Source organism: Collinsella provencensis (assembly GCF_900199705.1).
GTDB lineage: Bacteria > Actinomycetota > Coriobacteriia > Coriobacteriales > Coriobacteriaceae > Collinsella > Collinsella provencensis.
Genome location: NZ_LT904908.1, coordinates 1,535,452 through 1,561,937 on the forward strand (window position 1 = coordinate 1,535,452; position 26,486 = coordinate 1,561,937).

The 26,486-nt window shown below is 58.1% G+C and carries 21 protein-coding genes; 17 read left to right on the forward strand and 4 right to left on the reverse strand.

Features of this window, described 5'->3' with window-relative positions; all coding sequences use genetic code 11:
- Positions 1–172 precede the first annotated feature (172 nt).
- Both C1711_RS06805 and C1711_RS06810 read left to right on the forward strand, forming a co-directional pair.
- Positions 173–529, forward strand: coding sequence for a type II toxin-antitoxin system RelB/DinJ family antitoxin (locus C1711_RS06805; RefSeq protein ID WP_267892313.1), 357 nt, complete (start codon positions 173–175; stop codon positions 527–529).
- Positions 526–1,020, forward strand: coding sequence for a type II toxin-antitoxin system VapC family toxin (locus C1711_RS06810; RefSeq protein ID WP_199824859.1), 495 nt, complete (start codon positions 526–528; stop codon positions 1,018–1,020). The genes C1711_RS06805 and C1711_RS06810 overlap by 4 nt, the downstream gene beginning before the upstream one ends.
- A gap of 46 nt (positions 1,021–1,066) precedes the next feature.
- Here the strand turns inward: C1711_RS06810 and C1711_RS06815 are convergent, their stop codons facing one another.
- The gene (locus tag C1711_RS06815; protein WP_102338355.1) at positions 1,067–2,596 is read right to left on the reverse strand and encodes a PucR family transcriptional regulator; all 1,530 of its coding nucleotides are present in this window, start codon (positions 2,594–2,596) and stop codon (positions 1,067–1,069) included.
- Positions 2,597–2,761: 165 nt separating this feature from the next.
- Here C1711_RS06815 and C1711_RS06820 point away from each other — a divergent pair, with 165 nt between their 5' ends.
- The 12 genes from C1711_RS06820 to C1711_RS06875 all read left to right on the forward strand — a co-directional run bounded on the left by C1711_RS06820 (position 2,762) and on the right by C1711_RS06875 (position 17,862).
- Positions 2,762–3,715, forward strand: a complete 954-nt coding sequence (locus C1711_RS06820; protein WP_159060077.1) for a 2-keto-3-deoxygluconate permease — start codon at positions 2,762–2,764, stop codon at positions 3,713–3,715.
- A gap of 6 nt (positions 3,716–3,721) precedes the next feature.
- Complete coding sequence (budA, locus tag C1711_RS06825) at positions 3,722–4,462, forward strand: acetolactate decarboxylase (RefSeq protein WP_102338357.1); 741 nt, start codon at positions 3,722–3,724, stop codon at positions 4,460–4,462.
- Positions 4,463–5,110: 648 nt separating this feature from the next.
- Entirely contained in the window at positions 5,111–5,398 is a 288-nt protein-coding gene (gene groES / locus C1711_RS06830) for a co-chaperone GroES (RefSeq protein WP_102338358.1), read from the forward strand.
- Between the two features lie 121 nt (positions 5,399–5,519).
- Positions 5,520–7,157 (forward strand): chaperonin GroEL, encoded by a 1,638-nt coding sequence (groL, locus tag C1711_RS06835; RefSeq protein ID WP_102338359.1) that lies wholly within the window; start codon positions 5,520–5,522, stop codon positions 7,155–7,157.
- 392 nt (positions 7,158–7,549) lie between these two features.
- On the forward strand, positions 7,550–8,731 hold the full coding sequence (locus C1711_RS06840) for a chloride channel protein (RefSeq protein ID WP_102338360.1): 1,182 nt from the start codon (positions 7,550–7,552) through the stop codon (positions 8,729–8,731).
- A gap of 348 nt (positions 8,732–9,079) precedes the next feature.
- Positions 9,080–10,348, forward strand: a complete 1,269-nt coding sequence (locus tag C1711_RS06845) for a 4Fe-4S binding protein (RefSeq protein WP_102338361.1) — start codon at positions 9,080–9,082, stop codon at positions 10,346–10,348.
- A gap of 339 nt (positions 10,349–10,687) precedes the next feature.
- Positions 10,688–11,131 (forward strand): 50S ribosomal protein L13, encoded by a 444-nt coding sequence (rplM, locus tag C1711_RS06850; RefSeq protein ID WP_102338362.1) that lies wholly within the window; start codon positions 10,688–10,690, stop codon positions 11,129–11,131.
- A 3-nt stretch (positions 11,132–11,134) separates the two neighbouring features.
- Positions 11,135–11,530: a 30S ribosomal protein S9 gene (gene rpsI / locus C1711_RS06855; protein WP_102338363.1), complete on the forward strand. Its 396-nt coding sequence runs from the start codon at positions 11,135–11,137 to the stop codon at positions 11,528–11,530.
- A gap of 157 nt (positions 11,531–11,687) precedes the next feature.
- On the forward strand, positions 11,688–13,025 hold the full coding sequence (glmM, locus tag C1711_RS06860; RefSeq protein WP_102338364.1) for a phosphoglucosamine mutase: 1,338 nt from the start codon (positions 11,688–11,690) through the stop codon (positions 13,023–13,025).
- 71 nt (positions 13,026–13,096) lie between these two features.
- Complete coding sequence (locus C1711_RS06865; protein WP_102338365.1) at positions 13,097–13,594, forward strand: PTS sugar transporter subunit IIA; 498 nt, start codon at positions 13,097–13,099, stop codon at positions 13,592–13,594.
- Positions 13,595–13,658: 64 nt separating this feature from the next.
- On the forward strand, positions 13,659–14,399 hold the full coding sequence (gene nagB, locus C1711_RS06870; RefSeq protein WP_102338366.1) for a glucosamine-6-phosphate deaminase: 741 nt from the start codon (positions 13,659–13,661) through the stop codon (positions 14,397–14,399).
- 436 nt (positions 14,400–14,835) lie between these two features.
- Entirely contained in the window at positions 14,836–17,862 is a 3,027-nt protein-coding gene (locus C1711_RS06875; protein WP_102338367.1) for an AfsR/SARP family transcriptional regulator, read from the forward strand.
- A gap of 437 nt (positions 17,863–18,299) precedes the next feature.
- Here C1711_RS06875 and yhbY read toward each other — a convergent pair whose 3' ends face one another.
- Positions 18,300–18,599 carry a ribosome assembly RNA-binding protein YhbY gene (gene yhbY, locus C1711_RS06880; protein ID WP_102338368.1) on the reverse strand — a complete coding sequence of 100 codons (300 nt, stop codon included), beginning with the start codon at positions 18,597–18,599 and terminating at the stop codon, positions 18,300–18,302.
- Positions 18,600–18,782: 183 nt separating this feature from the next.
- Between yhbY and C1711_RS06885 the strand changes: the two genes are divergently transcribed.
- Positions 18,783–20,147, forward strand: coding sequence for a PFL family protein (locus C1711_RS06885; RefSeq protein ID WP_102338369.1), 1,365 nt, complete (start codon positions 18,783–18,785; stop codon positions 20,145–20,147).
- A 71-nt stretch (positions 20,148–20,218) separates the two neighbouring features.
- Positions 20,219–22,309, forward strand: coding sequence for a glutamine synthetase III family protein (locus C1711_RS06890; RefSeq protein WP_102338370.1), 2,091 nt, complete (start codon positions 20,219–20,221; stop codon positions 22,307–22,309).
- A 266-nt stretch (positions 22,310–22,575) separates the two neighbouring features.
- On the opposite strand, the gene C1711_RS06895 is transcribed toward C1711_RS06890, so the two are convergent.
- Positions 22,576–23,025: a low molecular weight protein-tyrosine-phosphatase gene (locus tag C1711_RS06895; RefSeq protein WP_102338371.1), complete on the reverse strand. Its 450-nt coding sequence runs from the start codon at positions 23,023–23,025 to the stop codon at positions 22,576–22,578.
- Positions 23,026–23,158: 133 nt separating this feature from the next.
- Between C1711_RS06895 and C1711_RS06900 the strand changes: the two genes are divergently transcribed.
- A complete protein-coding gene (locus C1711_RS06900) occupies positions 23,159–24,772 on the forward strand; it encodes a peptide chain release factor 3 (RefSeq protein WP_102338372.1) in 1,614 nt (537 codons plus the stop codon).
- Positions 24,773–24,933: 161 nt separating this feature from the next.
- On the opposite strand, the gene C1711_RS06905 is transcribed toward C1711_RS06900, so the two are convergent.
- Complete coding sequence (locus C1711_RS06905; RefSeq protein ID WP_102338373.1) at positions 24,934–26,403, reverse strand: alpha-amylase family glycosyl hydrolase; 1,470 nt, start codon at positions 26,401–26,403, stop codon at positions 24,934–24,936.
- Between the last annotated feature and the right edge of the window lie 83 nt (positions 26,404–26,486).

A 26,486-nucleotide genomic window follows, 5' to 3' on the forward strand; every position in this document is an offset into this window, starting at 1 on the left:
GTACAGCCCCGCCGCAGATGTCCCTACGGGGCGTTGCGGCGGGTTTTGCTGTGATTCTATCAAAATGCTATACTGTATATCAATAATTGCTAGCAAGGTATCGAGGTGAATGATGGCTTCTACAACGCTAGGAAATACCACCGCATTTGGCGTCAAAACGAGTTCCGTTCAGATGAATGTCCGTCTTGCGAGTGAATTGAAGGCGCAAGGGGATGCAGTGTTCGAAATGCTGGGATTAACCGCGTCTCAGGCGGTTCGCATGTTTTATGAGTTTGCCGCTTCGTGCAAGGGCAATCCCGACCGGCTCATCGAGGCGGTGAAAGTTGAGGATCCCGCCGCCGAAGCGGAACGTCAGGAGCGTATCAGGCAAAAGATGGAGGCTGTTGAGCGGGGAGCCAGGCTGTATGAGGAGGGACTCAAGAGTCTGGGACTTCAAGGTTCGTCTCCGAACAACCCCTACAACTATCTTCCCTACAAGGAGTTGCGCGACCTTGCATATTTAGAGAAATACGAGGAGGAATGCTTGTGAGCGAGGGTGCAAAAAGGCTACTTATCGATACAAATGTATGGTTGGATTATTTTTTGCCTGCCCGCTCTGGTCATCAGCAGGCTCGCATGTTGTTCGAAGGCGCTTTTGGCAAGGACGTTGATCTGCTATTTGCCTCGACAACGGTCAAGGATGTTTTCTTTATTGCGAGTTCTTCTTATAAACGCGAGTTACATGAAGAGCGGGGTCGGATTACTGAGGCCGATTCTCGCGCGATTAACGTAATGTGCTGGGCTATCGCTGCGTCCATGGAGGAGATGGCAACACCCGTGGGCGTCGATGCGTCCGACCTGTGGCTTGCCGAGAAGTATCGGTCGCTGCACAAGGATCTGGAAGACAACCTTATTTTGGCCGCTGCACAGCGCGCCAAAGCCGATGTGCTGGTGACCTGTGATGAAGGGCTTATCAAGCATGCTCCGCTCCCTGCATTGACTCCGCTAGACGCCATAGCATATGTGAGCATGGAACTGTAGCGGGACGCGAGCACGAAAGCGATGAGAGCTGCGGAACCCCTCACATCTATGCGATGAGCTGCATGTATTGGACGAGATGGCAGGAGAAGCCGTAGCGCTCGAGGGCGTCGGTGGAGCAATCGATGCCGTAGAGCTCCCGCAGTCGGTCGAGCCGATACGTGATGGTGTTGCGATGCACGCAGAGCCGCTGCGCCGTTGCCGAGGCGGAGCAGCCCGTTGCCACATAGGCCGAAAGCGTTTCGAAGAGCATCGTGCTCGTCTCGTCATGCGCCCGGGCGAGCTCTCGTATTCCCGGCTCAATGAAGTCCGCCAGATGATCGGGAGGTAGCATTGAGAAGAGATGGTCGATGCGATAGCTCCCGTAGTGGAACAGAGGCCCGGCATCTTCGTGCAGCTGCCCGAAAAACACCGCTGCACGTGCCTGCTGGTAGTGCCATGTGATTTCAAGCAGATCGCCAAAGGTGTCGGACAGCCCGCCCACAAGATCGTTTCCTTTGAGATAGCGCTCGAGCTCCGCCGTGGCAACCGGCGCCCTGAACAGCGCAAGCAGCATGTCTTCCTGCATAAACGCATAGCAGTGGGGAAACGTCGCATTGAGCTGCTGCCTCAAGCCGTCCTGCACGGTTGAGGTCGAGATGCGATGAAGCCGTAGGTCGATGGCGAGCAAGACGTTGCTTCTGGCCTTGGCGAGCTCCGTGCCGCGGGCGAGTTCTCGAAACATCGCCGTGCTCACGATGCCGCCGTTGAGAAGGCTTGCGAGCAGGTTGATTTCCCGTCCGCTTTGGATGGGGGCTCCATGTGGAGCCGCGAACCCGACCTGCTTGGCAAGGAAATCGCGGACGATGCCGTAGTGCTTCTGATCGACCCTCTCAAAGGGCTGGAACGCCTCGAGCACGATGAGATATCCCAGGAAGAGCGATTGCATGCTGAGCTTGTGGACAAAGCGGCGATGCTCGGAGATGTTGGGGACGATGATGCTCGTACGGGTTGCGTCATCCTCAAACCCGCTTGAGCCCTCGCCTTTGAGCTGTGCGATGAACTCAAACGTGAGGTAGCCGCGTTGCCAGCCGGTTTTCCAGATGTCGTCATCGAGGTCGCGATGGCGGGAGTGCGCGAGGATGTTGTACGAGGAGTCGGTTACCAAGATCGGATTGCCGAGGACATCGCTTGCCACCTGGGCAAGCGCCTGCAAATCATTGGTGTGCAAAAACAACGGAAGCAGTTGGTCCATAAGCGACTCGTCATGTTGCTCGATCCGCAGGGCGTGCTCGATGCCATCAGCGATGGATACCAGGTTGCTGCTGTTGTCGATCTCGACGATGGTCACCGCCGGCGCATCGGCCCGCGCAATATCCAAGTCTTCATCCCGGGCGAGGACGAACGTGCCCACGCGCAGAGCCGGTTCGAGGTTGAGGAATGTGGAGACATATCCGACGAAGATGGCGTGATTGATATCTGGATGGCCTTTGACCTGGTCGATGGTCGCCACTGATGAGAATTGCTCCCCTTGGGCTCCCTGTAAGACGACACGGCCGTTTTCTGTTGCAAGCAGCGCAGCGAGCCCATTGAGATTCATGGCAATTCTCCTCTTGTGCAAAATGCATAAATCATTTGTCTATTTTATCAAAAACAGCCATAGCACGCCGATTTTTCCAAGCCTACCATGTGCGATGAAAAAGCGCGGAAGCCCGGGAAGACCGCGCAAGGCGACATGATTCGTACTAGGAAAGGAGCATTTGCGATGAAACTCGTCGAGAAGATTCAGAAGGTACCGGCCGGCATGTTGCTGGTGCCGACGATCATCGGGGCGATCATCCATACGTTCTGTCCGCAAATCCTCGAAATCGGCGATCCGACGCAGGTTATGTTTACCAAGGACGGCATGCAGCTGTGCATCGGCCTGCTGTTGTTCTTTACCGGCACGCAGCTCTCGGTGAGCCAGCTCAAGTTGGTTGCCAAGAAGGGTCTACCGTTCCTGCTGGTCAAGTACGGCATCGCGTATGGCGTTGCCCTGCTGTACCTGGCGGCGTTCGGCCAGGACGGGTTCTTCGGCATCAGCTTCCTCGCGCTCGCAACCGCCATCACCTCGTGCAACGGTGCCCTGTACATGGGCATCATCGAGCCCTACGGCAATGCGGTCGACTTCGCACTCTTTGGCATCCTCATGATGTTCTCGATGCCTGTGCTCCCCATGGTGCTGCTTTCTGGCGCCAACGGCGGCGGCATCAATTGGCTGTCGATCGTATCCCTCATCGTGCCGTTCGCGCTCGGCATGATCCTGGGCAACCTCGACCCTAAGTTCAAGGACATGTTCAAGAGCGGTAACTCTTGCGTACTGCCGTTCATCGGCTTCCAGTTTGGCGCGGTCATCAACCTGGCTGAGGCCGCCAAGCAGATTCCCGCAGGCATCCTTCTCACGGTTATCTTCTATATTATTTCGATCATTCCGCTGTACTTCTTCGATCGCAAGGTTCTCAAGGGCGGCGGTTATGCGAGCGTGGCCTCCTGCTCCGTCGCCGGCGTGGCGCTTTCCATCCCCACCATGGCCGCCGCTGCGGCGCCGGTGTATGAGGCGTATGCGGGCATCGCGATCAGCCAGCTTGCCATGATCATGTTCATCACCACGTTTGCAACGCCGTATATCACCCAGTTTGTGATCGATAAGAATCACGTTCAGAAGCGAATTGAGGAGTAGATTGTCATGAAGGATGTTTTTTACCAGGTCAGCACACTCGACGCGCTCATGCTCGGCAACTTTGACGGCGTTGTGACCGTAAAGGAGCTGCTTTCCCATGGCAGCTGGGGCATCGGCACGTACGAGGGCCTCGACGGCGAGGCGATTGTGTGCGACGGTAAGGCCTATGATGCCCATGCGGACGGCACGACATGCGAGTACGGCCCGCAGGAGCGCATGGCATTCTCGACTGTGGCCGACTTTTCCGAGCGTGCGCAGGAGTTTGCCATCGATGCATCCGAGGTGCTCGACTCGGGTGACAACCTCGATGCCGTGAAGGTCAAGCTCGAGGAGATCCGCACCGCGTACGATGACAACGACAATGCATGGTTCCTCGTTGCCATGAAGGGCTCGTTCCCGTTCGTGCACGTGCGCAGCTGCTTCAAGACCGAGGAGAAGCCGTACCCGACCCTTCCCGAGGTTGCGGGCAACCAGCGCGAGTTCCGCTATGAGAACGAGCAGGGCTGGGTCATCGGCGTGTGGGTCCCGCAGTATCTCAACGGTATCAACATGCCTGGCTGGCATGTGCATTACCTGTCCGAGGACAAGCAGCGCGGCGGCCATTTGCTCGGCTTGTCAGTGGCCGGTGCGACGGGCAAGATTCAATCCTACGATCACTATGAGATGCAGCTGCCCACTAACCCCGAGTTCAAGAAGATGAACCTGCTCGAGGATCTGAGCGCTGCGACCAAGAAGGTCGAGGGGTAAGTCAGGCCTATCCGGAAAGCTCGCGTTCCGCTTTTGGCGGGTGTCCTGGTGGCGTGCGTCCTCTGGTGTCGGGCGCCCTTGACAGCAGGTGTTCCCTGGCGGCGGATGGAGCCGAAGGTTGACGAGGTGAAAAAGAACGCGTCGTTTACAAAACGGGACGAAAGACGCGATGGAATGAGGCGGCTGCTTGCAGAATTCGAGCAGCCGCCTTTTTCGTCCAGCAAGATTGCCGAGACTAAAATTAATCGTCCGAGTGTCTAGTTCAGTCTTTGACGGACAAGCGCAACGAGGTAGGGTTTGCGCATAGCAACTGGATTTGCTCGAGTAGAGACTTGTTTTCTGGAAAAATGCAACGCTCCTACCAGCGCTTTCTGTAAATTATTTTTCCATCTACTCGGCAAGAAGGCCAAATAATGCGAAAACCCTACCTCGCCGTGCATCCGCTCATCGATTTGAGGGTTCGACCACCGTCATCACAGTGCGACATCGCGGACGCCAAGGCGATGCGCTCAGAAAATCTAAGTGTCCGTTTATAAGATTTTTTGCGGTTCCGTTGTATAAGTTCGGTTTGGTGGGTACTATTCATCGCGTACGTAATCGCATGGATGCCCGGTGCCGTGCCGGAGCACCAGCAAAGGAGGAATTAGCATGAGCCTTAAGCCGCTTGCAGACCGTGTTCTGGTCAAGCCCGATGCCGCTGAGCAGAAGACCGCTTCTGGTCTTTATATTGCCAGCAACGCACAGGAGAAGCCGCAGCGCGGCACCGTCGTCGCCGTGGGCGCCGGCAAGATGAATGACAAGGGCGAGCGCCTGCCGCTCGACGTCCACGAGGGCGATGTCGTTATCTACGGCAAGTTCGGTGGCAACGAGATCAAGGTCGACGGTGAGGATTACCTCCTCATGCGCGCCGACGACATCTACGCTGTCGTCGAGTAGTCGTTGACGAACGCGTCCCTTTTCGCATGAACGGGGTTTCCCGCACATGCATTTCGCCGTCGGCTTCATGGACATCGAAGTTCGACGGAAATCGTAATCCACACTTTGGAGGAACAGACAAATGGCTAAGAACATCACGTTCGACACCGACGCTCGTGCCAAGCTTGCCAAGGGCGTCAACACCCTGGCCGACGCCGTGACCGTCACCATGGGCCCCAAGGGCCGCTACGTTGCCCTGCAGCGCTCCTTCGGCGCCCCCATGATCACCAACGACGGTGTTTCCGTCGCCAAGGAGATCGAGCTCGAGGACAACATCGAGAACATGGGCGCCCAGCTGGTCAAGGAGGTCGCTACCAAGACCAACGACACCGTGGGTGACGGCACCACCACCGCCACGCTGCTCGCTCAGGCCATCGTGAACGACGGCCTCAAGAACGTCGCCGCCGGCGCCAACCCGCTCGCCATCCGTCGCGGCATCGACAAGGCCGTCAACGCCGCTGTGGCCGAGATGAAGAACCTCGCCAAGCCGGTCGAGACCAAGGACCAGATCGCTTCCGTCGGCACCATTTCCGCTGGCGACCCCGAGGTCGGCTCCAAGATCGCCGACGCTATGGACGTTGTGGGCAAGGACGGCGTCATCACCGTCGAGGATTCCCAGACCTTCGACATCCAGATCGACACCGTTGAGGGCATGCAGTTCGACAAGGGCTACGTCTCCGCGTACTTCGTTACGGACAACGACCGCATGGAGGCCGTGATGAAGGATCCGTACATCCTCATCACCGACCAGAAGATCTCCAATGTTCAGGACATCATGCCCGTGCTCGAGGCCGTTTCCCGTGCCGGCAAGGGCCTGCTCATCATCGCTGAGGACATCGACGGCGAGGCTCTGCCCACGCTCGTCCTCAACAAGATCCGCGGCGCGCTCAACGTCTGCGCTGTGAAGGCCCCCGGCTACGGCGATCGCCGCAAGCGCCTGCTCGAGGACATCGCCGTCCTCACCGGCGGCCAGGCTGCCCTCGATGAGCTCGGCATCAAGGTTGCCGACATCACCGCCGACATGCTCGGTACCGCCAAGAGCGTGACCATCTCCAAGGACAACACCACCATCGTTGACGGTGCCGGTACCAAGGAGGCCATCGCCGATCGCGTTGCCGCCATCAAGGCCGAGATCGAGCACACCGATTCCGACTTCGATCGCGAGAAGCTCCAGGAGCGCCTCGCCAAGCTCTCCGGTGGCGTTGCCGTTATCAAGGTCGGCGCTGCTACCGAGACCGAGCTCAAGGAGATCAAGCACCGCGTTGAGGACGCCCTTCAGGCCACCCGCGCTGCTGTTGAGGAGGGTATCGTCGCCGGCGGCGGTGTCGCCTTCATGGACGCTCTGCCTGCGCTCGACAACATCGAGATCTCCGATCCCGAGGAGCAGATCGGCATCGACATCATCAAGAAGGCGCTCACCGCTCCTGTTGCCACCATCGCCAAGAACGCTGGCTTCGAGGGTGCCGTCATCGTGGACAAGGTCTCCGAGCTCCCCGCGGGCGAGGGTCTGAACTCCGCCAACGGCGAGTGGGGCAACATGATCGAGATGGGCGTGCTCGACCCGGTCAAGGTCACCCGCACCACCCTGCAGAACGCCGCTTCCGTGGCGTCCCTCATCCTCATCACTGAGGCCACCGTGTCCGACGTTCCCAAGAACACCCAGCTCGAGGATGCCATTGCGGCTGCTACGGCTGGCGCTCAGGGCGGCGGTATGTACTAAGCCGTAAGGCTTAAGAAGAGCACGCGGCCATAGGGCAAGCGGCTTAGACTGAACCGTAAGGTATGAAATGCGCTCCGGGTCGAAAGGCTCGGGGCGCATTTGTGTTGACGTATTGGTGTCTGCGCGTGTTGGGCGGTTGGCGGAATGCTGGAACGGGAGTGCCATTTCGTGCCAAAGGGAACCGAGCCATACGGGGCGTCTAGCAGGGAAACAAGATGCAAGACGGTGCAGGGCGGAACGCACCGCTGCGCAAAACGGAACGCGATGCATTGCGAAGACGCAGTGTGATACAAGACGAACTGCAAGTTGAAATCGGGACGTATATTCACGTTTTCGAGGGGTATCACAAAAAGTAACACATGAAATAGCCCTATAGGTTTGAGGAGTTGGTTATGGACCGGCGTGACGGTCTTGCCGAAAGCGCGCCGGCTGGCGTTTCAATTGCAGATATTGCGATCTCCACAATTGCGTGCGGGATTTTGGGATTTGTTTTGGGATTTGTGACGTGGGTGCTGCTCAACTGCGCTTACGCCTTGACCGATGTGGTGTGGGATCCATTCCTGGTCGGCGGAGCCCCTCTTTGGTTGATTCCCGTGGTGTGTACTGCGGGCGGTGCGCTTTTGGGTTGGTGGAACCACCGCTTCAAAAGTGCTCCGGAGCCTTTTGCCAAGGTAATCGCACGTACGCGTGCAGAAGGCTTCTATAAGATCGAGCACCCCATTCCTTCGTTCGTCTCGTTTTTGCTGCCGCTTGCTTTTGGCGGTCCCGTTGGACCCGAGGCGGGCCTGACCGGGTTCATCGCCGCCGGTTGCACCAAAATCGGCTCGGTACTCACTCGCTTGCACGGCCATGGGCAGGATCATCCGGGTGCGTTTACCCGCAATCAGAAGGTGCTTGTGTATGGCGTGGGCATTGTGGGCGGCTTGCTCGGCGTGCGTCAGTACAGCGCACTGTTCGGCGGCATGAGCGTCCCACGTTTCGGTATCCCCGAGTTTTCAATGCAAGCGCTGCTTTGGGTGATTCCCCTCACGTTTGCGGGCCTGGCGCTTTCCGGCGTCATGCGCCTCGGTTCCTGGGCCTCCGAGCAATTCGCCCAGCGCGTTCCGCTTAACGAGATTGCGCGTGCAGCGTTGTGCGGTTTGGTGCTGGGCATCGTTGCCCTCGCGTTGCCTTACGTGTTGTTCCCTGGTACGGAGCAGCTCGGTGAGGTCCTTGGCAGCTTTGCGTCGATCGGCGCCGGCGAGCTGGCGCTCACTGCTCTGGTGAAGATGTTCATGCTCACGTTCTGCCTTGCCATGGGATGGCACGGCGGCCCGTTTTTCCCGCTGATTTTCTGCGCTTCGTGCCTGGGTCTTTCCGTGGCGTTGGTAGCGGGCGTCGATCCTGCGCTCGGAGCGATTGTGGTGACTTCGGCGTTGCTGGGTCGCTTCACGCGCAAAATCGGTTTGGCGGCGGCTATTTTGCTGCTGTGCGTACCGGTGCGCGCCGCGCTGTGGGCAGTTGTTCCGCTGGTGGCAGGTGCTTTGCTTCCCACCATCGAAGAGCTCGTTGCGTCTCGTCGCGCGACGAGCTAAAACGACGCGCCTCAGTATGCCCGGCGCTTCGCATCTACGCATTTTGGCGAGCAGACGCTTTGTATGTGCTCTCAGACGGCTTTGGATGTGTTCTTGCAAAGCTGCATTCGGCTTCAGAAAACATTGCATGAAGCGAAGGCAAAACGTGAAGTGCCGTTGGATTTCGAGCATGTCTCATGCGGCTGACATCGCACGATAACCCTGCGCGTGCGATAATGGCTCACTACACGAGGTGATTTGTTGCGCCAGCGCCGTCTGATCGACGGCGCGCTCGAGGCGCGCTCACTGCACAAGGTGATTTGTTGCGCCCCGCGTACCGCGCGGGCTTGCACCGATGGGGGAGGGTCCATGGCTCAGAACCGCGACGCGATCGACGACATCATTGATATTTCCAAGGGATTCGATGCCCTTAAAAACCCGTTTGGTAGCTTGACCGACGCCCTGCTCGGCACGGCGACCGGCGAGGAACCGGCGCATTGGAATCCCGCCGATTACAAGGAACGCCCGCGCGTCAACGTGCTGCCGTGCCTGGCATGCAAATCCGAGAAAAGCGACTGCCATGCATGTATGGACGCATGCCCTGTCAACGCGATTGAAATCGAAGACGGCACCATCGAGATTCTCGATACCTGCCGCAAGTGCGGATTGTGTGTGGCGGCGTGCCCCACTGAGGCGTTCGTGAGCCCGCGTCTCAAGCCGAAAAAACTATACGATGCCGTTGCCCGCGCTGCTACCGCGCACGAGACTGCCTATGTTACCTGCACGCGCGCCCTGCGCCGCATCCCGCGTGAGAACGAGGTCGTGGTGGCATGCGTGGGAGACGTCACGCGCGAGACATGGTTCTCCATCATGACCGATTTTCCCAACGTGAGCGTGTATCTGCCGCTCGACATCTGCACCAACTGCCGCAACGCGTGCGGCGAGGAGATGCTTGGCGAGGCGATTGCCGAGGCTGAGGAGTGGGCAGGTCGCGGCATGGGTCTCGAAATCGAGGCGCGCGACCTCAAGTGCGTGAAACGCCGTGAGTACGAGCGCAAGGAGTTCGTGGACAACATGGTGCGCCAAACGGGCCTTGCGGTGTCCAAACTCACTCCCGCAACCGCTGCCGTCGCCTCGGTTACGCAGCGCCTGCGCGAGCACACGAGCCGTGTGAGCGCTTTGGAAAAGACGCTGAACACCGCATGTGGGACCACCTCGGCAAAGCGCCGTCGCGTGCTGACGGAGGGCCGTCAACTCATGCTGTCCTCGCTCCAACAGCATCCCGAACTCGCCGAGAACATCCGTGTCCAACGCCCGGTGTGCGACTTTGACAAGTGCATGCTGTGCGGCGACTGTGTGGCGGTTTGCCCCACGTTCGCCTGCGATATCGTGAACGGCAAGAAGCTGTCCATCGAGCCCACGTATTGCGTTGGTTGCGGCTTGTGCGCTCAGGTGTGCGAGGACCACGCGCTTACCATGACCGAATTCGACGGCGCCGATTTGGTGGTTCCCGATCCCGAGGCTGAGAGAAAGGCCAGGCTCGCCGCCGAGGCGAAGGCGGAATACGCCGAGGCAAAAGCCGAGGTGAAGGAGAAGCTCACCAAGGTCCTCGACAACGTTGAGAAGCTTGCGGATTAGGGCCTTTTCGAGCACTTGCGCGATTTTGCGGCTGCAGCTCCCGCGGGCCCCAGCCGCTTTTCGGTTTCCAGAGCGCGTGCAAGACGTTTGCAGTTGCATGTTGGGCTGTTTTTCGGTATTTGAGGCTCTCCAAATGCGCTCAAATGCATGAAAACGGCCCAAAGTTATTCATGCAAGAGTTCAACAACTAATTGTGTAAAGCGCCAGCCACCTGTGCAGAACTTCTGCACGCATGCCGAATGAGCGTTGACTTTAACAGGTCGAGGGTTATTATTGACAGGTTACTTTACAGAGCCCCGTGAAAACTCTGTTAAGACACGTACTGTACATGGAGGAAAAGTGATTCTGAAGTCGACTCACTACGCCAAGCAGGGTGAGGTTGCCCGCAACTGGGTCCTCATCGACGCTGAGGGCGCCACGCTGGGCCGTCTCGCTGCCCAGGTTGCCAAGATCCTGCGCGGCAAGAACAAGCCCCAGTTCACGCCCAATTCTGACTGCGGTGACTTCGTGGTTGTCATCAATGCCGACAAGGTCCAGCTTACCGGCAACAAGGCAAGCCAGAAGGTCTACTACCGTCACAGTGGCTACAACGGCGGCCTCAAGGCGGAGTCTTTCCGCTCCGCTATGGAGAAGCACCCGGAGAAGGTCATCGAGCGCGCTGTTCGCGGCATGCTCCCCAAGACCACTCTCGGCCGCAAGCAGCTGACCAAGCTCAAGGTCTACGCTGGCGCCGAGCATCCGCACGCTGCTCAGAACCCCGTCAAGATCGAGCTGGAGGGCTAAAAGATGGCTGAGAACACCGTTGTTTACTACGGCACCGGCCGTCGCAAGAACGCCGTTGCTCGTGTCCGTATCGTCCCTGGCACCGGCAAGGTGACCATCAACAAGCGTGACGCCGAGGAGTACTTCGGCCGTCATCAGCTCGTTGAGGACGCGCTCGCTCCCTTCAAGGTGACCGACACCCTCGGTTCCTTCGACGTCATCGCCCTGTGCAATGGCGGCGGCATCACCGGTCAGTCCGGTGCTCTGCGTCTGGGCATCGCCCGCGCCCTGCTCGAGGCTGGTGACTACCGCGCCGACCTCAAGCGCGCTGGTTACCTCACCCGCGACGCCCGCGTCGTCGAGCGCAAGAAGTACGGTCTCAAGAAGGCCCGTCGCGCTCCGCAGTTCTCCAAGCGCTAAGCTTTACGCGAACTGTTTTTTCGATTCCGAATGGAGTCTGCCGATTTTCGGCAGACTCCATTTTTGTATCATGGGGCATTGTGTATAGTCGCGAAATACGCGCATCGGCACAGAACATATGCGTTTGCACGGACGCAACCTATCGAAGGGATACGGTATGAAGTACTTCGGCACAGACGGCTTCCGCGGTGAGGCGGGTGTTGTTCTCACGGTTGAGCATGCGTACAAAATCGGCCGCTATGTTGGCTGGTATTACGGTGCACGTCAGGGTCGCAAGGCGCGCATTGTCGTGGGCAAGGACACCCGTCGTTCGAGTTACATGTTCGAGTCGGGCATCGTGTCCGGTCTTGTTGCCTCCGGTGCCGATGCGTACATGCTGCACGTCATCCCCACGCCCGGCGTTGCATACGAAACGGTGGATGGTCGCTTCGACTGCGGCATTATGATTTCTGCGAGCCACAACCCCTACACCGATAACGGCATCAAGCTCATGAACGGCGAGGGCCACAAGATGGATGAGGAGGTCCTTGAGCTCATCGAGGACTACATCGACGGAAAGATCGAGGTGCCCTACGCCACGGGCGACGCCATCGGTTGCACGGTCGATTACATGCAGGGTCGCAACCGCTACATCGCTTACCTGATTTCCAGCGCGAACTTCTCGCTCCAAGGCGTGAAGGTCGGTCTCGACTGCGCCAACGGCTCCGCTTCTTCGGTGGCAAAGCCTGTTTTCGACGCTCTCGGTGCCGATGTTCGCGTTATCAGCAACGCACCGGACGGCTTCAACATCAACGTCGATTGCGGTTCCACCCACATCGAGCGCCTGCGTCGTCATGTGGTCGAGCAGGGTCTCGACGTCGGCTTTGCCTATGACGGCGACGCCGATCGCTGCATCGCGGTCGACGAGCGCGGCAACGTGGTCGATGGCGACCTCATCATGTATGTGTGCGGCACCTACCTCAACAAGCATGGCCGCCTTTCGGCAGCCACCGTGGTGCCCACGGTCATGAGCAACCTCGGTTTGTTCAAGGCGTTGGAAGAGGCGAACATCACGTGCGAGACCACCGCGGTGGGTGACAAGTACGTGAGCGCGTGCATGCGCGAGCACGGTTACAGCTTGGGTGGCGAACAGTCGGGGCACATCATTTTCGGCGATATCGAGAAGACCGGCGATGGCATCATGACCTCGCTGCGCGTCATGGAAGTCTATCGTGCCGAGCGTGAGACCCTTTCGCAGCTCTGCGCTCCCGTGAAGATTTATCCGCAGGTGCTCGTCAATGTTCGCAGTGAGCGCAAGGCAGAGCTCGACACGTGCGAGCCGGTGCAGGAGGCCATCCGCGCCGCTGAGGTCAAGCTGGGCGAGCGCGGTCGTGTGCTCGTGCGCACGTCGGGCACCGAGCCGCTCGTGCGCGTCATGTCTGAGGCGGAAACGCAGGCCGAGGCCCAAGAGGCCGTTGACTCGATTGTTGCCGTTGTCAAGCGTGAGCTTCCCTAACTTCCGCGTACTATCATCCTGCGCCGCTTAGCGGTAAAATGAGTGCGCATGGAAATTCATAGAGGAGTTCAATGTTCACTAACTTCTTTAAGTCCCATGGTGTCGGGACGCGCACGAGCGTGCTGCTGTCTCCGCTGGCAGGGCATGTGATCTCGCTTTCCGATGTCAAAGATCAGGCGTTCTCCAAAGGCCTTCTCGGGCAGGGTTTGGCAATTGAGCCGACGGGCGGTCGCGTTGTCGCGCCTGCCGACGGCAAGATCGAATCCATTTTCCCCACGGGCCATGCCGTTGCCATGCATACCGTTGATGGCTTTGACATCCTGATTCACATCGGAATGAACACGGTGGAACTTGACGGCAAGTACTTTACCGTCGCCGCCGCTTTGGGTGACGAAGTGCATGCGGGCGACGTTCTGATTGAGTTTGATCGCGATGCCATCGCTGCAGAGGGCTATGACGTGACGGTTCCCGTGCTCATTTGCAATTCAGCGGAGTTTTCGAGTATCAAAGGATGCGAGGGCGAAGATGTCGATGAGCTTGACAAGCTCATGACGGCGCGCGCTCGCTAGCGATTTGATTGCATTTGGTCTGAAACTGGGGCTTCAGGGTCTCCAGGAAAGAAAGGAGCGCTCAATGCGTATCGTTCGTGCAAAAGACTATGAGGATATGAGCCGCAAAGCGGCTGCAATCATCGCATCCCAGGTCGTGATGGATCCCGCCTGCGTGCTGGGTCTCGCCACGGGTACTACCCCCATCGGAGCCTATCAGAATCTCATTGCCGCTTACGAAGCAGGCGATTTGGACTTCTCTCAGGTGAGCACTTACAACCTGGACGAGTATCGCGGCCTTTCGCACGACGATCCCCAGAGCTACCACTTCTTCATGAAGGAGAACCTGTTCGACCACATCAACATCGACCAGGCCAACACCCATGTGCCCGACGGTTCCAACCCCGACGCCGATGCGGTTTGCGCTGAGTATGATCGCATTGTCGAGGAGGCGGGCTATCCCGACCTGCAGCTTTTGGGTATCGGCAACAATGGCCACATCGGTTTCAACGAGCCGGATACCTGCTTCTCCAAGGGCACGCACTGCGTCGACCTCACCGAGAGCACGATTGAGGCCAACAGCCGTCTGTTCGATAACATCGAGGACGTGCCGCGCCAGGCATACACCATGGGCACCAAGACCATCATGAACGCCTTCAGCGTGCTCGTTATCGCCAACGGCGAGAAGAAGGCCCAGGCCGTGCACGATATGTGCTTCGGCCCCATTCAGCCGTCTTGCCCGGCTTCCATTCTGCAGCTGCACCCCAACTGCATCGTCGTTGCTGACGAGGCGGCCTTGTCGCTGTGCGAGGGTCTGCTGGACTAGTTTTCCGGTCGTACAACTCTTTTATGAGCGGGGGCGCTCCAAGTTAATCTCTTGGAGCGCTTTTTTCATGACGCGCTTGCCCTCTGGGATGGACAAGGTTGTTCACACAACTAGATTCATATCAGTATAAACCATAATATAAAAGCTAAATATTAAGAACCACGCACAGAATAGTTATCCACATTGACAGAAGTTATCTCTGTACCAAGGTATAAGCGCTGTAGATTGCTTTCTGTGTCGATAGCGGCTGTTTTGAAACAACGGAGCGATTTCTGATACCCGGTTTAAGGTAGTGCACAATACCTTGCCGTCTCACATAAAGCTCAACGAAGTCTCATCTCGGTCTTACACGCTCAAAAGAATGTGCGTTCCGGCCTGCATCCACTTCTCGACATTCCATATCGTTGCATGAAGCGCAGTACGGGAAAGGACGGCTATGGAACGTGAAGAAGCAAAACTTGGGATTGAGGCTCCGCAGGATGAGCATGGCAAAAAGGAAATTGCTCGATCGATCGTGCCGAGTCGTGGGTTGATGATCAAGCGCGAGCGGTTGTTGAGGGAGCTCTGCGTCCGAGGTGCTGAGGCGGGGATAACGGTGATATGTGCGCCAGATGGCATGGGAAAGACCGCATTGCTTTTGCAATACATCGCCGAAGTATCGAACGATCCAGCGCGCGGCTCGGCACGATTGATCGACGCCCAAGGGCTTGACCCTGAAGAGCTCTATACAACCCTCAGACGTTTACCGGAAACCATGTCGAGCGTGATGCACCCGCTCGTCGCGGTGGATAACGTTCCGAACCTGGGTAAAGAAGCGGTGGATATTTTATCCGGCATGCTGAGAGGACTCCGAGAAAAAGGCTTCGAGTGCGTTTTGGCATGTAAGCCTGCGGTGCGCGACCTGCTGCATGCGCTGGGGGATTCGTACAAGATTGATGGACAGGCGCTTTTGGTCCGCCCGCGCGAATACTCGGATTGGGCGCGTGTGTTATGCATCGACAACTCCCTTGACGTGTATGGTCTAACGCAGGGAGTCCCTTCCTTGGTGGCAGCGCTGCAAACAATCGACGGCGCGCAGTCTCGGGCGAATCAGCTAGAGCGCGCTGTCGTGAGCCTATATGCCTCAGTGTTGGATGACCTTCGTCAAGGGAGTGACGCCCTGCATCGGTTGGCGTCGCTGCTTTTGTTGGTGGGTGATGGCGAGTTCAGAAGTTTTTCGACGGCCGGATTGCGCATTCGCGAGGAGACAGTTTCACGCTTGGCGCGCGATTATCCATTTTTTGGCATAAACGCCGAGAGAACAAGTTTTTCATGTCTGATGATGCAAACACGCGGGATGGACGGTCTTTGCAGGACAATCGCTTCGGAACGACCGATGTTTGCCAAGAAAGCGCTGCAAGTGCTTATGGGGAGTGGTCGCGTTGATCAAGCGGTACGGCTTGCCGAAATGTGTCCGGATTTCGAGGCTGCTCAGGAGATTATCGAGGAATGGCCGCTGGAATTCGCCTTGAGTGGGAACGCCCTGTTTGTGAACAAGGTGATAGCCAAACTCGACGGGGAGGCTGCTTCGCGCCTTTCACCAGGCATGGAGCTCGCGATTTATGCAGGCGCGCTTGTGAGTGGCGAGTATCGTTTGGCGCGCGCTATGTCGGCAGAGCTTCATCGTAAGGCACATGAACTGCATGATGAGATTGACTCCGATACGTTGCGCGTTGCATATGCCCTTGCGGATATATGGCGTAACTGCCCTGGGGTTGCTCTGCCGGAGCTCACGTTGCTTCCCGCGCAAAGGCAACCATCTAAAGCGGAGGAAACGCTCTTACTCCATCGAAAGATATGGGATGTGCTTATTGCCGGCGATGGCATTGTGCCGGAGCGGGATATCGATGGGATTCCGGATAACCTCGTTGCCGATCACATTGATATTCCTTCAGTTTTCCTGCTCTGTGACAGGTTGATAAATCAGGCGCTCCACGGGGATATGGGCGATGTCGCCGCGTGCGATAAGCGCTTGCAGGAGCTGGCTCGTCATTTGCGCGAACGTAAGGCTGATCCGGTGGCCGACTTGGTACGCATGACGGCGGCGACATGTCGGCTTATGGAGGGGATGCCGATCGTCGATGAACGGGCGTTTGTCGACGCGGGAACTGCGGCGGTGCGCACGTCAGATCTAGCAATGCAGCTGTTTTGCCTGCTTGGAGAAGGTTGGCAGGCGCTTGAGGAAGGGCAAGTGGTGAATGCTCGTTTTCGAGCGCAGCAGGTGCTGCGTCTCGTGGACGAAACGCAGGGTTTCATTGGGACATGGGCTCAACTGCTGGAGCGCTCGGCATACATTGCCAATACGGCGAAATTCGCGTTAAGCGAGGAGGCGGATTTGGCCGATTTGTCACGCGAGCGCGTTTCACCTGTTGAGGCATGGTGCACCGCACTTTTGCTTTCGGCGGCGGGCCATTCCTCCGAGTTATCCGCTTGGTATTCGCTTCATAGGGCATCGCTGCTCGATGCTCGTTTTAGGCCGCTTGCGCGGCAGGCGATGCATGCGGTAGGTGAGCGGGCCGATGCGTTGCGATGCTTGTTGCCACGTGCATTGGGGACGCAATACGAGACAGGTGGAGATGAGGCTCTGCGTACGGCTCAGATTGCAACATATGTGAGTGATACAAGTGGGTTTTCGGCGCGTGCAGGGCAGATTGAAATACAGCTGTTCGGTGGTTTCAAGATTGAGCGAAACGGTCATGTGTTAACCGATTCCCTGTGGCGTAGAAAACGACTGTGCGCTTTGACATCACGCTTGGTTTTGGCCTCAGGGGCATTTGTCGATCGACGCATGCTCACCGAGGAAATGTGGCCTACGAGTGACTACAGGCATGCACGCGAGAGCCTGTATACGCTGCTTTCGACACTTCGCGAGGCGTTTGGCCAGCAGCAGATGGGGCCTCAATACATTTTGACACAGGGCAATGGTATTGCCATCAACAGCGAGTATGTGATGTCGGACGTTATGAGGTTCGATATGCTCGCACGGGATATTTTGCTCAAGCGAACGGGGACGTCGGGAAGGCAAATCATCGAATCGTGTCTCAAAATGGAAGAGCTGTACACGGGGCCGCTGTACGTCGCCGATTCTGGAGACACCGCATTTTTCGTGCGAGCAAGGCAATCACATGCTGCAAAGTTCATCGATTGCATGCTCAGGGGAGTTGACGCCGCCCTGGAGTTGGAGGACTTGCCTTCTGCCTCGTGGCTTATCGAGGCCGCACAGCGACAAGCCCCTTACCGGGAAGATGTGATGAGAAAGGCGATGCATATCTTCGATCGCAGTGGCAGGCGTAGGGAGATCGTTGAAATGTACAATTCTCATTTGCATTACCTGCAAGAAGTGGTTCACGGGGTTCCAGAAGACGAGACGCGTTTGGCGTATGAGTCGATTATGGGAACCAATCATCTTGCTTCGATGATGTAGGGGTTGGCGGGAACTGGGTTGAAGCGCTGCTCTCCTGTTTGGCGGGAGGGCAGTCGCGCGGATTACGTGTCCTGTTTGCATGGAACGGCGCAAGAATGCGTGCTCTCATATGGGACGAGCGGAGGCAGCTCCAACGAATCGATTGGAGAAGCCTATGGGAGTTATGGAAGTCATCAGCCTTATTTCTGTTGTAATTGCAGCCATTAGGCTCGGTATCGAAATAGGCCGTAAACGAAAGTAGCCGCCCTCCCCCGATTTAGAAAGGCAGCCACTCGCCAGCACTAAAGCTGTAATTGGAGCTGGCTAGCCCGCCTAGACCCCGGGTAACCGCTCGTCCCATATGGTAGCACGTAAGAGTGATGGTCTCAATTGATTCAAAAAATCAGGGGTGCCGAATGTAACTTCGACACCCCCGTCGGATTTGCCGGAGATAACGGTTAGGCAAGCTTGATGTGCTTAACGTCTTTGCGGGCGCTTTCGCGGTAGAGGGAGAAACGATGGCCGATAACCTGAACGACTTCGGATCCGGTGCGCTCGGCAAGCTCATCTGCGGCATCGTGGCAGGGGATGAGGCAGCCGTCCTGCACGGCGCATTTTATCAGTTCATGTGCGTCAAGCGCCTGCTCTGCCTGCTTGACAATGGCGTCGGTGATGTCCGCCTTGCCGATGAGGACAACGGGGTTGAGATTGTGCGCAAGTGCGCGAAGTTGACGGACCTGCTTGCCGGTAAGAGCCATGAGCGCTCGCTTTCAAACGGATTGGTCAAGGTGAGTTGCTCAACGATAGCGCACCCTGTGGTAACGGACAAGTGTGAGGCCATGTCTCCACTCGGTTACAACTTCACTTGTGCTTTGCGTTCGATCTGTGGACGCTAGAATGTATGCTATTAAACCGCGCCTATGACGACGAAGGAGTCCAGTATGTCCATTACTCCGCAGGAAATCGCCGAAACTCGTGGCATGGTGTCTGAACAGCATTTGGATATTAGAACCATTACAATGGGCATTTCGCTCATGGGCTGCGCGGACGAGAGCCTGGATCGCATGTGCACCAAGGTCTATGACCATGTGACACATACGGCGGAACATCTGGTCGAGACAGCCGAGTCGCTCGAGCGCGAGTACGGTATTCCTATTGTGAATAAGCGCGTGTCGGTTACCCCCGTGGCCCAGATTTGCTCCGCATGCCCCGATGCCGATCTGGTCCCGCTTGCGCATGCTCTCGATCGGGCTGCGGAAACGTTAGGCATCGATTATCTGGGCGGTTACTCCGCGCTGGTTCACAAGGGGATTGGAGACGCCGATCGCCGCCTCATCGCGTGCATTCCCCAGGCGCTTGCAGAGACAAGCCGCGTGTGCTCGAGCGTGAACGTCGCCACGTTGCGTGCGGGTATCAACATGGATGCCGTACTCATGGCGGCACAGACGATCATCGATGCCGCGAAACTTACGGCAGACCGCGAATGTGTGGGCGCGTCGAAGTTCGTGTGCTTTGCCAACATGGTTGAGGATTCCCCGTTTATGGCGGGTGCCGTGCACGGTTCCGGTGAGGCGGATGCCGTGGTTAACGTGGGTGTTTCTGGTCCCGGCGTTATGGCCGCCGCGCTTGAGGAGCTGCCCGAGACCGCTTCCATGATGGAGGTTGCCGAGAAGATCAAGCAGACCGCGTTCAAGATCACGCGTGCGGGTGAGCTGATGAGTCGCGAGGCCGCCCGTCGTTTGGGCGTGGAGAAGGGTATCGTCGACCTTTCGCTTGCCCCGACTCCCGCCATTGGCGACTCGGTTGCCCGCATTCTTGAGATTATCGGCGTTGGACAGTGCGGTGGCCCTGGTACGACCGCTGCGCTCGCGTTGCTCAACGACTGCGTGAAAAAGGGCGGCGTGATGGCGAGCTCGAGCGTGGGTGGCCTTTCGGGCGCCTTCATTCCGGTTTCCGAGGATGCGGGCATGATCGAGGCTGCCGAGGCCGGCGCGCTTTCACTCGAGAAGCTTGAGGCCATGACCTGCGTATGCTCGGTGGGACTCGACATGATTGCCGTTCCGGGTGATACGTCCGTCGAGACGATCGCCGGTATCATCGCCGATGAGATGGCTATCGGTGTTATCAACAACAAGACGACCGCGGTGCGCATCATTCCCGCCATCGGCAAGGGCGTGGGCGAATCGGTCGACTACGGCGGTTTGTTCGGGCACGCACCCATTATGCCAGTCAACGCCCATGCCGGTACGGTGTTCGCGCATCGCGGCGGCCGTTTCCCCGCCCCGCTCAATTCTCTTAAGAACTAAAGGAAGCTGAAGGGGAAATCGGTTTCTTTTTGGTTCGTGTATCGTCGTTTGTCTGTTTGAAGGGAGTTTTGATGGCCGATCTTACTGAGCGTTTTGGCACGATGGTCTTCTCCGAGCATGCCATGAAAAAAGCGCTGCCCAAAGATGTGTATAGCAAACTCGCCGCCACGCGCGAAGAGGGCGCGCCGCTTGACCTTGATGTGGCGAACGCAGTTGCCCATGCCATGAAAGAATGGGCGATTTCGAAGGGCGCTACGCACTTCGCGCATTGGTTCCAGCCGCTTTCGGGCATTACGAGCGAGAAGCACGATAGCTTCTTGGAGCCCAACCATGACGGAACGGCGATCACGAAGTTCTCGGGCAAGGCGCTTATCAAAGGGGAGTCCGATGCGTCGAGTTTCCCCAACGGCGGTCTGCGTGCGACGTTCGAAGCACGTGGTTACACCGCATGGGATGCCACGAGCCCTGCCTTCATCAAGGATGACGTTCTGTGTATTCCCACGGCGTTTTGCTCGTACACGGGCGAGGCCCTCGACAAAAAAACACCGCTGTTACGCTCCATGACCGCACTCGACGCGCAATCCAAACGCGTGCTCGCCCTGTTTGGCAAGCATCCCAAGCGCGTGGTTCCGTATGTGGGTGACGAGCAGGAGTACTTCCTCATCAAAAAGGACGCGTACCGCAAGCGCCGCGACCTGGTGATCTGCGGCCGCACCCTGTTCGGCGCCTCTCCGTGCAAGGGCCAAGAACTTGAGGAGCATTACTTCGGCGCCATCCGCCCGACGGTTTCCGCTTACATGAAGGATCTCGATAACGAGCTGTGGGCTCTGGGCATTCCCTCGAAGACGAAGCACAACGAGGTGGCTCCATGCCAGCACGAACTCGCGCCCGTGTATTCCGAGCTTAACGAGGCTGTGGATAACAACCTGCTGATCATGGAACGCATGAAGCTCATTGCGAGCCGCCATGACTTGGTGTGCCTGCTGCACGAGAAGCCTTTCGAGGGCATCAACGGTTCGGGTAAGCACAACAACTGGTCGCTCGGCACGCCTGAGGAGAACCTGCTCGATCCGGGCGACACGCCGCTCGAGAACCTTCAGTTCATCGTGTTCCTCACGGCGATTATCGAGGCGGTCGATAACTATCAGGATTTGCTGCGCATGTGTGTGGCGAGCTGCGGTAACGATCACCGTTTGGGTGCCAACGAGGCTCCTCCGGCGATTCTCTCCATTTTCTTGGGCGATCAGCTCACCGAGGTCGTGCAGATGATCATGGACGGTGAGGCAAGTGTCCATGCCACGACCGGCACGCTTGATTTCGGTACCGTTGTGCTGCCCAATCTCGAGCAAGACAATACCGATCGCAACCGTACTTCGCCTTTTGCGTTTACGACCAACAAGTTCGAGTTCCGCGCGGTCGGTTCCGAGGCGAATGTTTCGGACGCCAATATGGTGTTGGATACTGCGGTCGCAAAGGCGCTGAGCGACTTTGCCGATGCGCTTGAGGGTGTCGACCCCGATGAGTTCCAGGACGCTGCGCTTAAGTATTGCGCCGAGCACCTCCGTGCCCATCGTCGCATCCTGTTCTCGGGCGATGGCTATTCCGATGCCTGGCAGCATGAGGCAGAAGAGCGCGGTCTGTGCAACTTCCGCACCACCGCCGATGCTTTGCCGTGCTTTATCGCCCAGAAGAACATCGATCTGTTCGCTGAGATGGGCGTGCTTACCGAGGCGGAGGCTGTGTGCCGCTACGAGGTCAAACTCGAGAAGTACAACAAGCTCATGAACATCGAGGCAACCACGATGGTCCGCGAAGCCCGTCGTACCTATCGACCGGCGATTTCCGCGTACGCGACCAAGGTTGCAAAGGGCTTGGAAACGATTCGCGCGGCTGGTGCCGACGCCGTTATGCAGGCGGAGCAGGATACGCTCAACGAGCTTTGCGCGGGCGTGACGAAGATCAATGAGAAGATTCAGGAGCTCGACGAGATTCACGCCAAGGCGAAGTCCGTTTCGCACGGCCAGAAGCAGGCAGATGTATATGCGCATGAGGTTGCGCCGGCTATGGAGTCCCTGCGTGCCGCCGTGGATGCCATGGAGGGGATCGTTGCTGCAGATTACTGGCCGGTTCCCACGTACGACGACATTCTGTTCTACGTGTAAGAGGCGAGGATGGGCGGGGCGCTTGTCGCCCTAGGAGAAGGGCGTCTGTTGCTTAGCAACGGGCGCCCGTTTTCAAAAATGACGGAAATGCGCAAATTTATCCGAGCGTGGCGAGTATAGGCAGATTTGGCACTCGACTTACCTGCGGTTTTGCTGTTCAAAATCGCCGTCTACTCGGGAAGGCGGAAATGATTTATGCATTTCCGCCAATTTTGTTTCAATGGGCCTCAATCCTGCGGTGTGCAGCTACGCGGAATTGCGTGCAGCTACGAAAAGCGCTCCAAAAGCGCAGTACATCCAGCGAGAACGTCGCGGTAGGTCGCGTCAAAGTCGCCCGTGTACCAGGGGTCCGCCACATCGCGGTCGACGCCGACAAGATCGAGCAGACGGATGCACTTGTCCTCGGGGTCGCCGTTCAAGATACGCATGAGTCCGTGCCGGTTTTCCGCGTCCATGTAGACGATGTAATCCCAGCGGGCATATTCGGCGCGCGTGATTTGGCGCGCACGATGCGGTAGGACGGGTACGCCGACCTTGCGGAGCTTTTGCACGGTGCCGTAGTGCGGCGGGTTGCCGATTTCCTCGCGTGAAGTCGCGGCGGAGTCAATGGTGAACTCGCCTTCGCGACCTGCGCGGTGCACAAGATCGGCAAACACGAACTGCGCCATGGTCGAACGGCAGATATTGCCGTGACAGATGAAGAGGATGCGGTACATGGCGATTCCCTCCCATGGTGTTGCTGTTGGCTTACGCATTGAGTACCCAAATGGAGTGCGTAAATCATCATACCTGCATTACAATACCGAGGTTCCCACGATATATCGCTTGCAGAAAGGGGCATTCGCTCCCATGGCATCCCTTGCTGAACAGATTTCCGCGCGCCGCACGTTCGCGATCATCTCGCACCCCGACGCGGGCAAAACCACGCTCACTGAAAAACTCCTGCTATATACCGGCAGCATCCAGACGGCCGGTTCGGTCAAGGGCAAGAGCAGCGCCAAACACGCCGTTTCCGACTGGATGGACATCGAGAAGCAGCGCGGCATCTCCGTCACGTCCTCAGTGCTGCAGTTCACCTACGACGGCAAATGTGTCAACATCCTCGACACCCCCGGCCACCAGGACTTTTCCGAGGACACATACCGCACGCTCATGGCTGCCGACGCCGCAGTCATGGTGATCGACGGCGCCAAAGGCGTTGAGGCGCAGACCAAAAAGCTGTTCCGCGTGTGCGCCATGCGCGGTATCCCCATCTTCACGTTCGTGAACAAGATGGACCGCGAGACGCGCGATCCCTTCGAGCTGATGGAAGAGATCGAGAGCGTCCTGGGCATTTCGACGTATCCCATGAACTGGCCCATCGGTAACGGTCGCACGTTCCGCGGTGTGTTTGACCGTGCGAGCCGTCGCGTTCTCGCGTTTGAGGGCGATGGCCGCGCCAACGGAACGAAGAAGGTCGCAGAGATCGAGGCCACGCTTGGTGATGCCGCGCTCGACGAGCTGGTGGGCGAGGAGAACCATCGCGCCCTGATGGACGACATCGAGCTGCTCGACGGTGCTGATAGCGAGTTCAACCTTGACGCGGTGCTCGCGGGCAAGCTGTCGCCTGTGTTCTTCGGTTCCGCCCTCACGAACTTCGGTGTCGAGCCGTTCCTCAAGGACTTCCTGCGTTTGTCGCCGGGGCCTTCCGCCCATACGGACGCGCTGACGGGCGATTCGATTCCGGCCGAAAGCCCTGATTTTTCGGGCTTCGTGTTCAAGATCCAGGCCAACATGGATAAGAACCACCGCGACCGCATCGCGTTCGTGCGCATCTGCTCGGGCAAGTTCGAGCGCGGCATGGAAGCGATGCACGTTCAGGGCGGGCGCAAGATCAAGCTTGCAACGGGTACGGCCATGATGGCGGACGACCGCGCCATTGTGGACGAGGCCTACGCGGGCGACATCGTGGGCCTGTTCGATCCGGGCATCTTCTCCATTGGCGACACGCTGTGCGCCGGGAAAAACAAGGTGCAGTTCGCGGGCATCCCCACGTTTGCGCCGGAGCATTTCGCGCGCATCTCCCAGGTAGACACCCTCAAGCGCAAGCAATTCATCAAGGGCATGGAGCAGCTTGCGCAAGAGGGCGCGGTGCAGATCTTCCGCGAGATCGGCGCTGGTATGGAGAGCGTCATCGTGGGCGTGGTTGGCGTGTTGCAATTCGAGGTGCTCGAGCAGCGCCTGAAGAGCGAGTATCACGTCGAGGTGCGCCGCGCGCCACTGCCGTACACCGATATTCGCTGGATTACCAACGAGCCGGACACTATCGACATCCCGGGACTGTCGCTCACGCGCGATACGCTGCGCGTTGAGGACATGCGTGGGGGCAAGCTGCTCATGTTCACGAGCCCGTGGAACATCGATTGGGCCACCGATCACAACCCCGAGCTGCAGCTTTCCGAGTTCGGCAACGTGACATTCTAACGTGCGCAAACCACGGGCATCAGGGACGGGGCGGACACATAGCCGACACACAAGATCCGGCGCTCAGACAGTCCTGCTCGCGACGAAGGCCCCACTGGGGCCTTCTGCTCGTGCGGAACTCGCGGCGAACCTTGTGTGTCCGTCATAGTTCTGCATACCTGCTATCGCACGCGTAGGTACAGGACTCCATAGGGCGGGATGTCGAGCGATCCCTCGAGGGATATCGACTCGGCAACAGGGGCGTCCTGTGAACTCTGCGAAGCAAAGAGCGCCTCGAAGGTGCCGTTGAGGCTTCCATCGTGGAAGGTGAAGGGCGCGTCTTCGGCGTTGATAGCCACGAGCACACGCTCCTCGGGCGCACCGTCGCATGCGGGGGCGACGCGTTCGAAGAGCAGCTGCTTGTTCGTAATGACAACGTTTCGGTAGCTGCCATGGCACAGCGCCCGCGAGTTCTGGCGTACGCACGCAAGCTCGTGAACGAACGCGGTGAGTTCGTTGGGGTCGGTGCCGCCTGCGTATCCAGCGGCGGGGGAGTGCAGCGCATCTGCGTTCGGTGCGTCCAGTGCAGGTCGCAGGGCAAGGTCCGCTTCGTATCCGGCGCCCTTTTCTCCCAGCTGACCCCACTCACTGCCATAGTACAAGCAGGGGATGCCCGGCATGCCAAAGAGCAGGGCATATGCCGGCTGCAGGTGACGCGGCTCGGTAAGGATGCTCGCCAAACGTGTGACGTCGTGGTTGTCGGCGAAACTCACCAGATGCTTGCCCTGGTAGATGCACCACGGATCGCCGCCGAACTGCCGATGCAGCGAATGGGCGATCTCGAACATATTCATGCTGTTAAACGAGGAATACAACCCTTTGTAGCACTCGTAGTTGGTGCACGAATGCAGTATCTCGTCGTTTACGATGAGATTGTAATCGCCGTGCAGCACTTCGCCGATTAGGGGAAAGCCGTCGTCCGGCGTTCCGTCCGCATGGGGTTCGCGGCCCAACTCATCGGCCAGCTCGCGCAGGCGATGCATGAAGGCGCGATCAAGGCTGTAGGCGACGTCGAGACGCAGGCCGTCAACGCCCAGATCGTGCTTCCAAAACCGCACTGCTTCGAGTAGATGATCGACGACGGCGGGATTTTGCAGGTTGAGTTTTACCAGGTCTTGGTTGCCCTCCCAGCCTTCATACCAAAAGCCGTCGCCAAAATGGGTGTCGCCGTCAAAGCTGATATTGAACCAATCTTTATACGGCGAATCCCAACGCTTGTCCTGCACGTCGCGGAAGGCCCAGAAGCCGCGTCCAACATGGTTGAATACAGCATCCAAAATCACGCGGATGCCATGGGCGTGCAGGGTGGCAACCGTTTGGGCAAAGTCTTCGTTGGTGCCCAGTCGGCAGTCGATGTGGAAGAAGCCGCGCGTGTTGTAACCGTGCGTGTCGGATGCGAGCACAGGGTTGAGCAAGATGGCACCCACACCGAGTTCTTGCAGGTAAGGGGCCCAATCGGCAAGCTTGCACACGCGATGCAGTTCCGATTGGGCGGCAATGCCCGATTCATCCTCGATGGCGGGCGCCTCAAACGGGCATTCGAGCATGCCGAGCGGGTAAATCTGGTACAGCGTTGTGTCAAACAGCCACATGGGAGCTCCTTTGGGTGCACGTGGACGAACGAACGCGGACGACACCGCATGATAATGCTCTTCGGTAAAACGGGGGTGAAACG

Bases quoted from the DNA above. Each gene is read 5' to 3' on its own strand.
- C1711_RS06805 (WP_267892313.1), top strand. From the start codon at position 173: ATGAATGTCCGTCTTGCGAGTGAATTGAAGGCGCAAGGGGATGCAGTG.
- C1711_RS06815 (WP_102338355.1), bottom strand. From the start codon at position 2,596: ATGAATCTCAATGGGCTCGCTGCGCTGCTTGCAACAGAAAACGGCCGT.
- C1711_RS06820 (WP_159060077.1), top strand. From the start codon at position 2,762: ATGAAACTCGTCGAGAAGATTCAGAAGGTACCGGCCGGCATGTTGCTG.
- budA (WP_102338357.1), top strand. From the start codon at position 3,722: ATGAAGGATGTTTTTTACCAGGTCAGCACACTCGACGCGCTCATGCTC.
- groES (WP_102338358.1), top strand. From the start codon at position 5,111: ATGAGCCTTAAGCCGCTTGCAGACCGTGTTCTGGTCAAGCCCGATGCC.
- groL (WP_102338359.1), top strand. From the start codon at position 5,520: ATGGCTAAGAACATCACGTTCGACACCGACGCTCGTGCCAAGCTTGCC.
- C1711_RS06840 (WP_102338360.1), top strand. From the start codon at position 7,550: ATGGACCGGCGTGACGGTCTTGCCGAAAGCGCGCCGGCTGGCGTTTCA.
- C1711_RS06845 (WP_102338361.1), top strand. From the start codon at position 9,080: ATGGCTCAGAACCGCGACGCGATCGACGACATCATTGATATTTCCAAG.
- rpsI (WP_102338363.1), top strand. From the start codon at position 11,135: ATGGCTGAGAACACCGTTGTTTACTACGGCACCGGCCGTCGCAAGAAC.
- glmM (WP_102338364.1), top strand. From the start codon at position 11,688: ATGAAGTACTTCGGCACAGACGGCTTCCGCGGTGAGGCGGGTGTTGTT.
- C1711_RS06865 (WP_102338365.1), top strand. From the start codon at position 13,097: ATGTTCACTAACTTCTTTAAGTCCCATGGTGTCGGGACGCGCACGAGC.
- nagB (WP_102338366.1), top strand. From the start codon at position 13,659: ATGCGTATCGTTCGTGCAAAAGACTATGAGGATATGAGCCGCAAAGCG.
- C1711_RS06875 (WP_102338367.1), top strand. From the start codon at position 14,836: ATGGAACGTGAAGAAGCAAAACTTGGGATTGAGGCTCCGCAGGATGAG.
- yhbY (WP_102338368.1), bottom strand. From the start codon at position 18,599: ATGGCTCTTACCGGCAAGCAGGTCCGTCAACTTCGCGCACTTGCGCAC.
- C1711_RS06885 (WP_102338369.1), top strand. From the start codon at position 18,783: ATGTCCATTACTCCGCAGGAAATCGCCGAAACTCGTGGCATGGTGTCT.
- C1711_RS06890 (WP_102338370.1), top strand. From the start codon at position 20,219: ATGGCCGATCTTACTGAGCGTTTTGGCACGATGGTCTTCTCCGAGCAT.
- C1711_RS06895 (WP_102338371.1), bottom strand. From the start codon at position 23,025: ATGTACCGCATCCTCTTCATCTGTCACGGCAATATCTGCCGTTCGACC.
- C1711_RS06900 (WP_102338372.1), top strand. From the start codon at position 23,159: ATGGCATCCCTTGCTGAACAGATTTCCGCGCGCCGCACGTTCGCGATC.
- C1711_RS06905 (WP_102338373.1), bottom strand. From the start codon at position 26,403: ATGTGGCTGTTTGACACAACGCTGTACCAGATTTACCCGCTCGGCATG.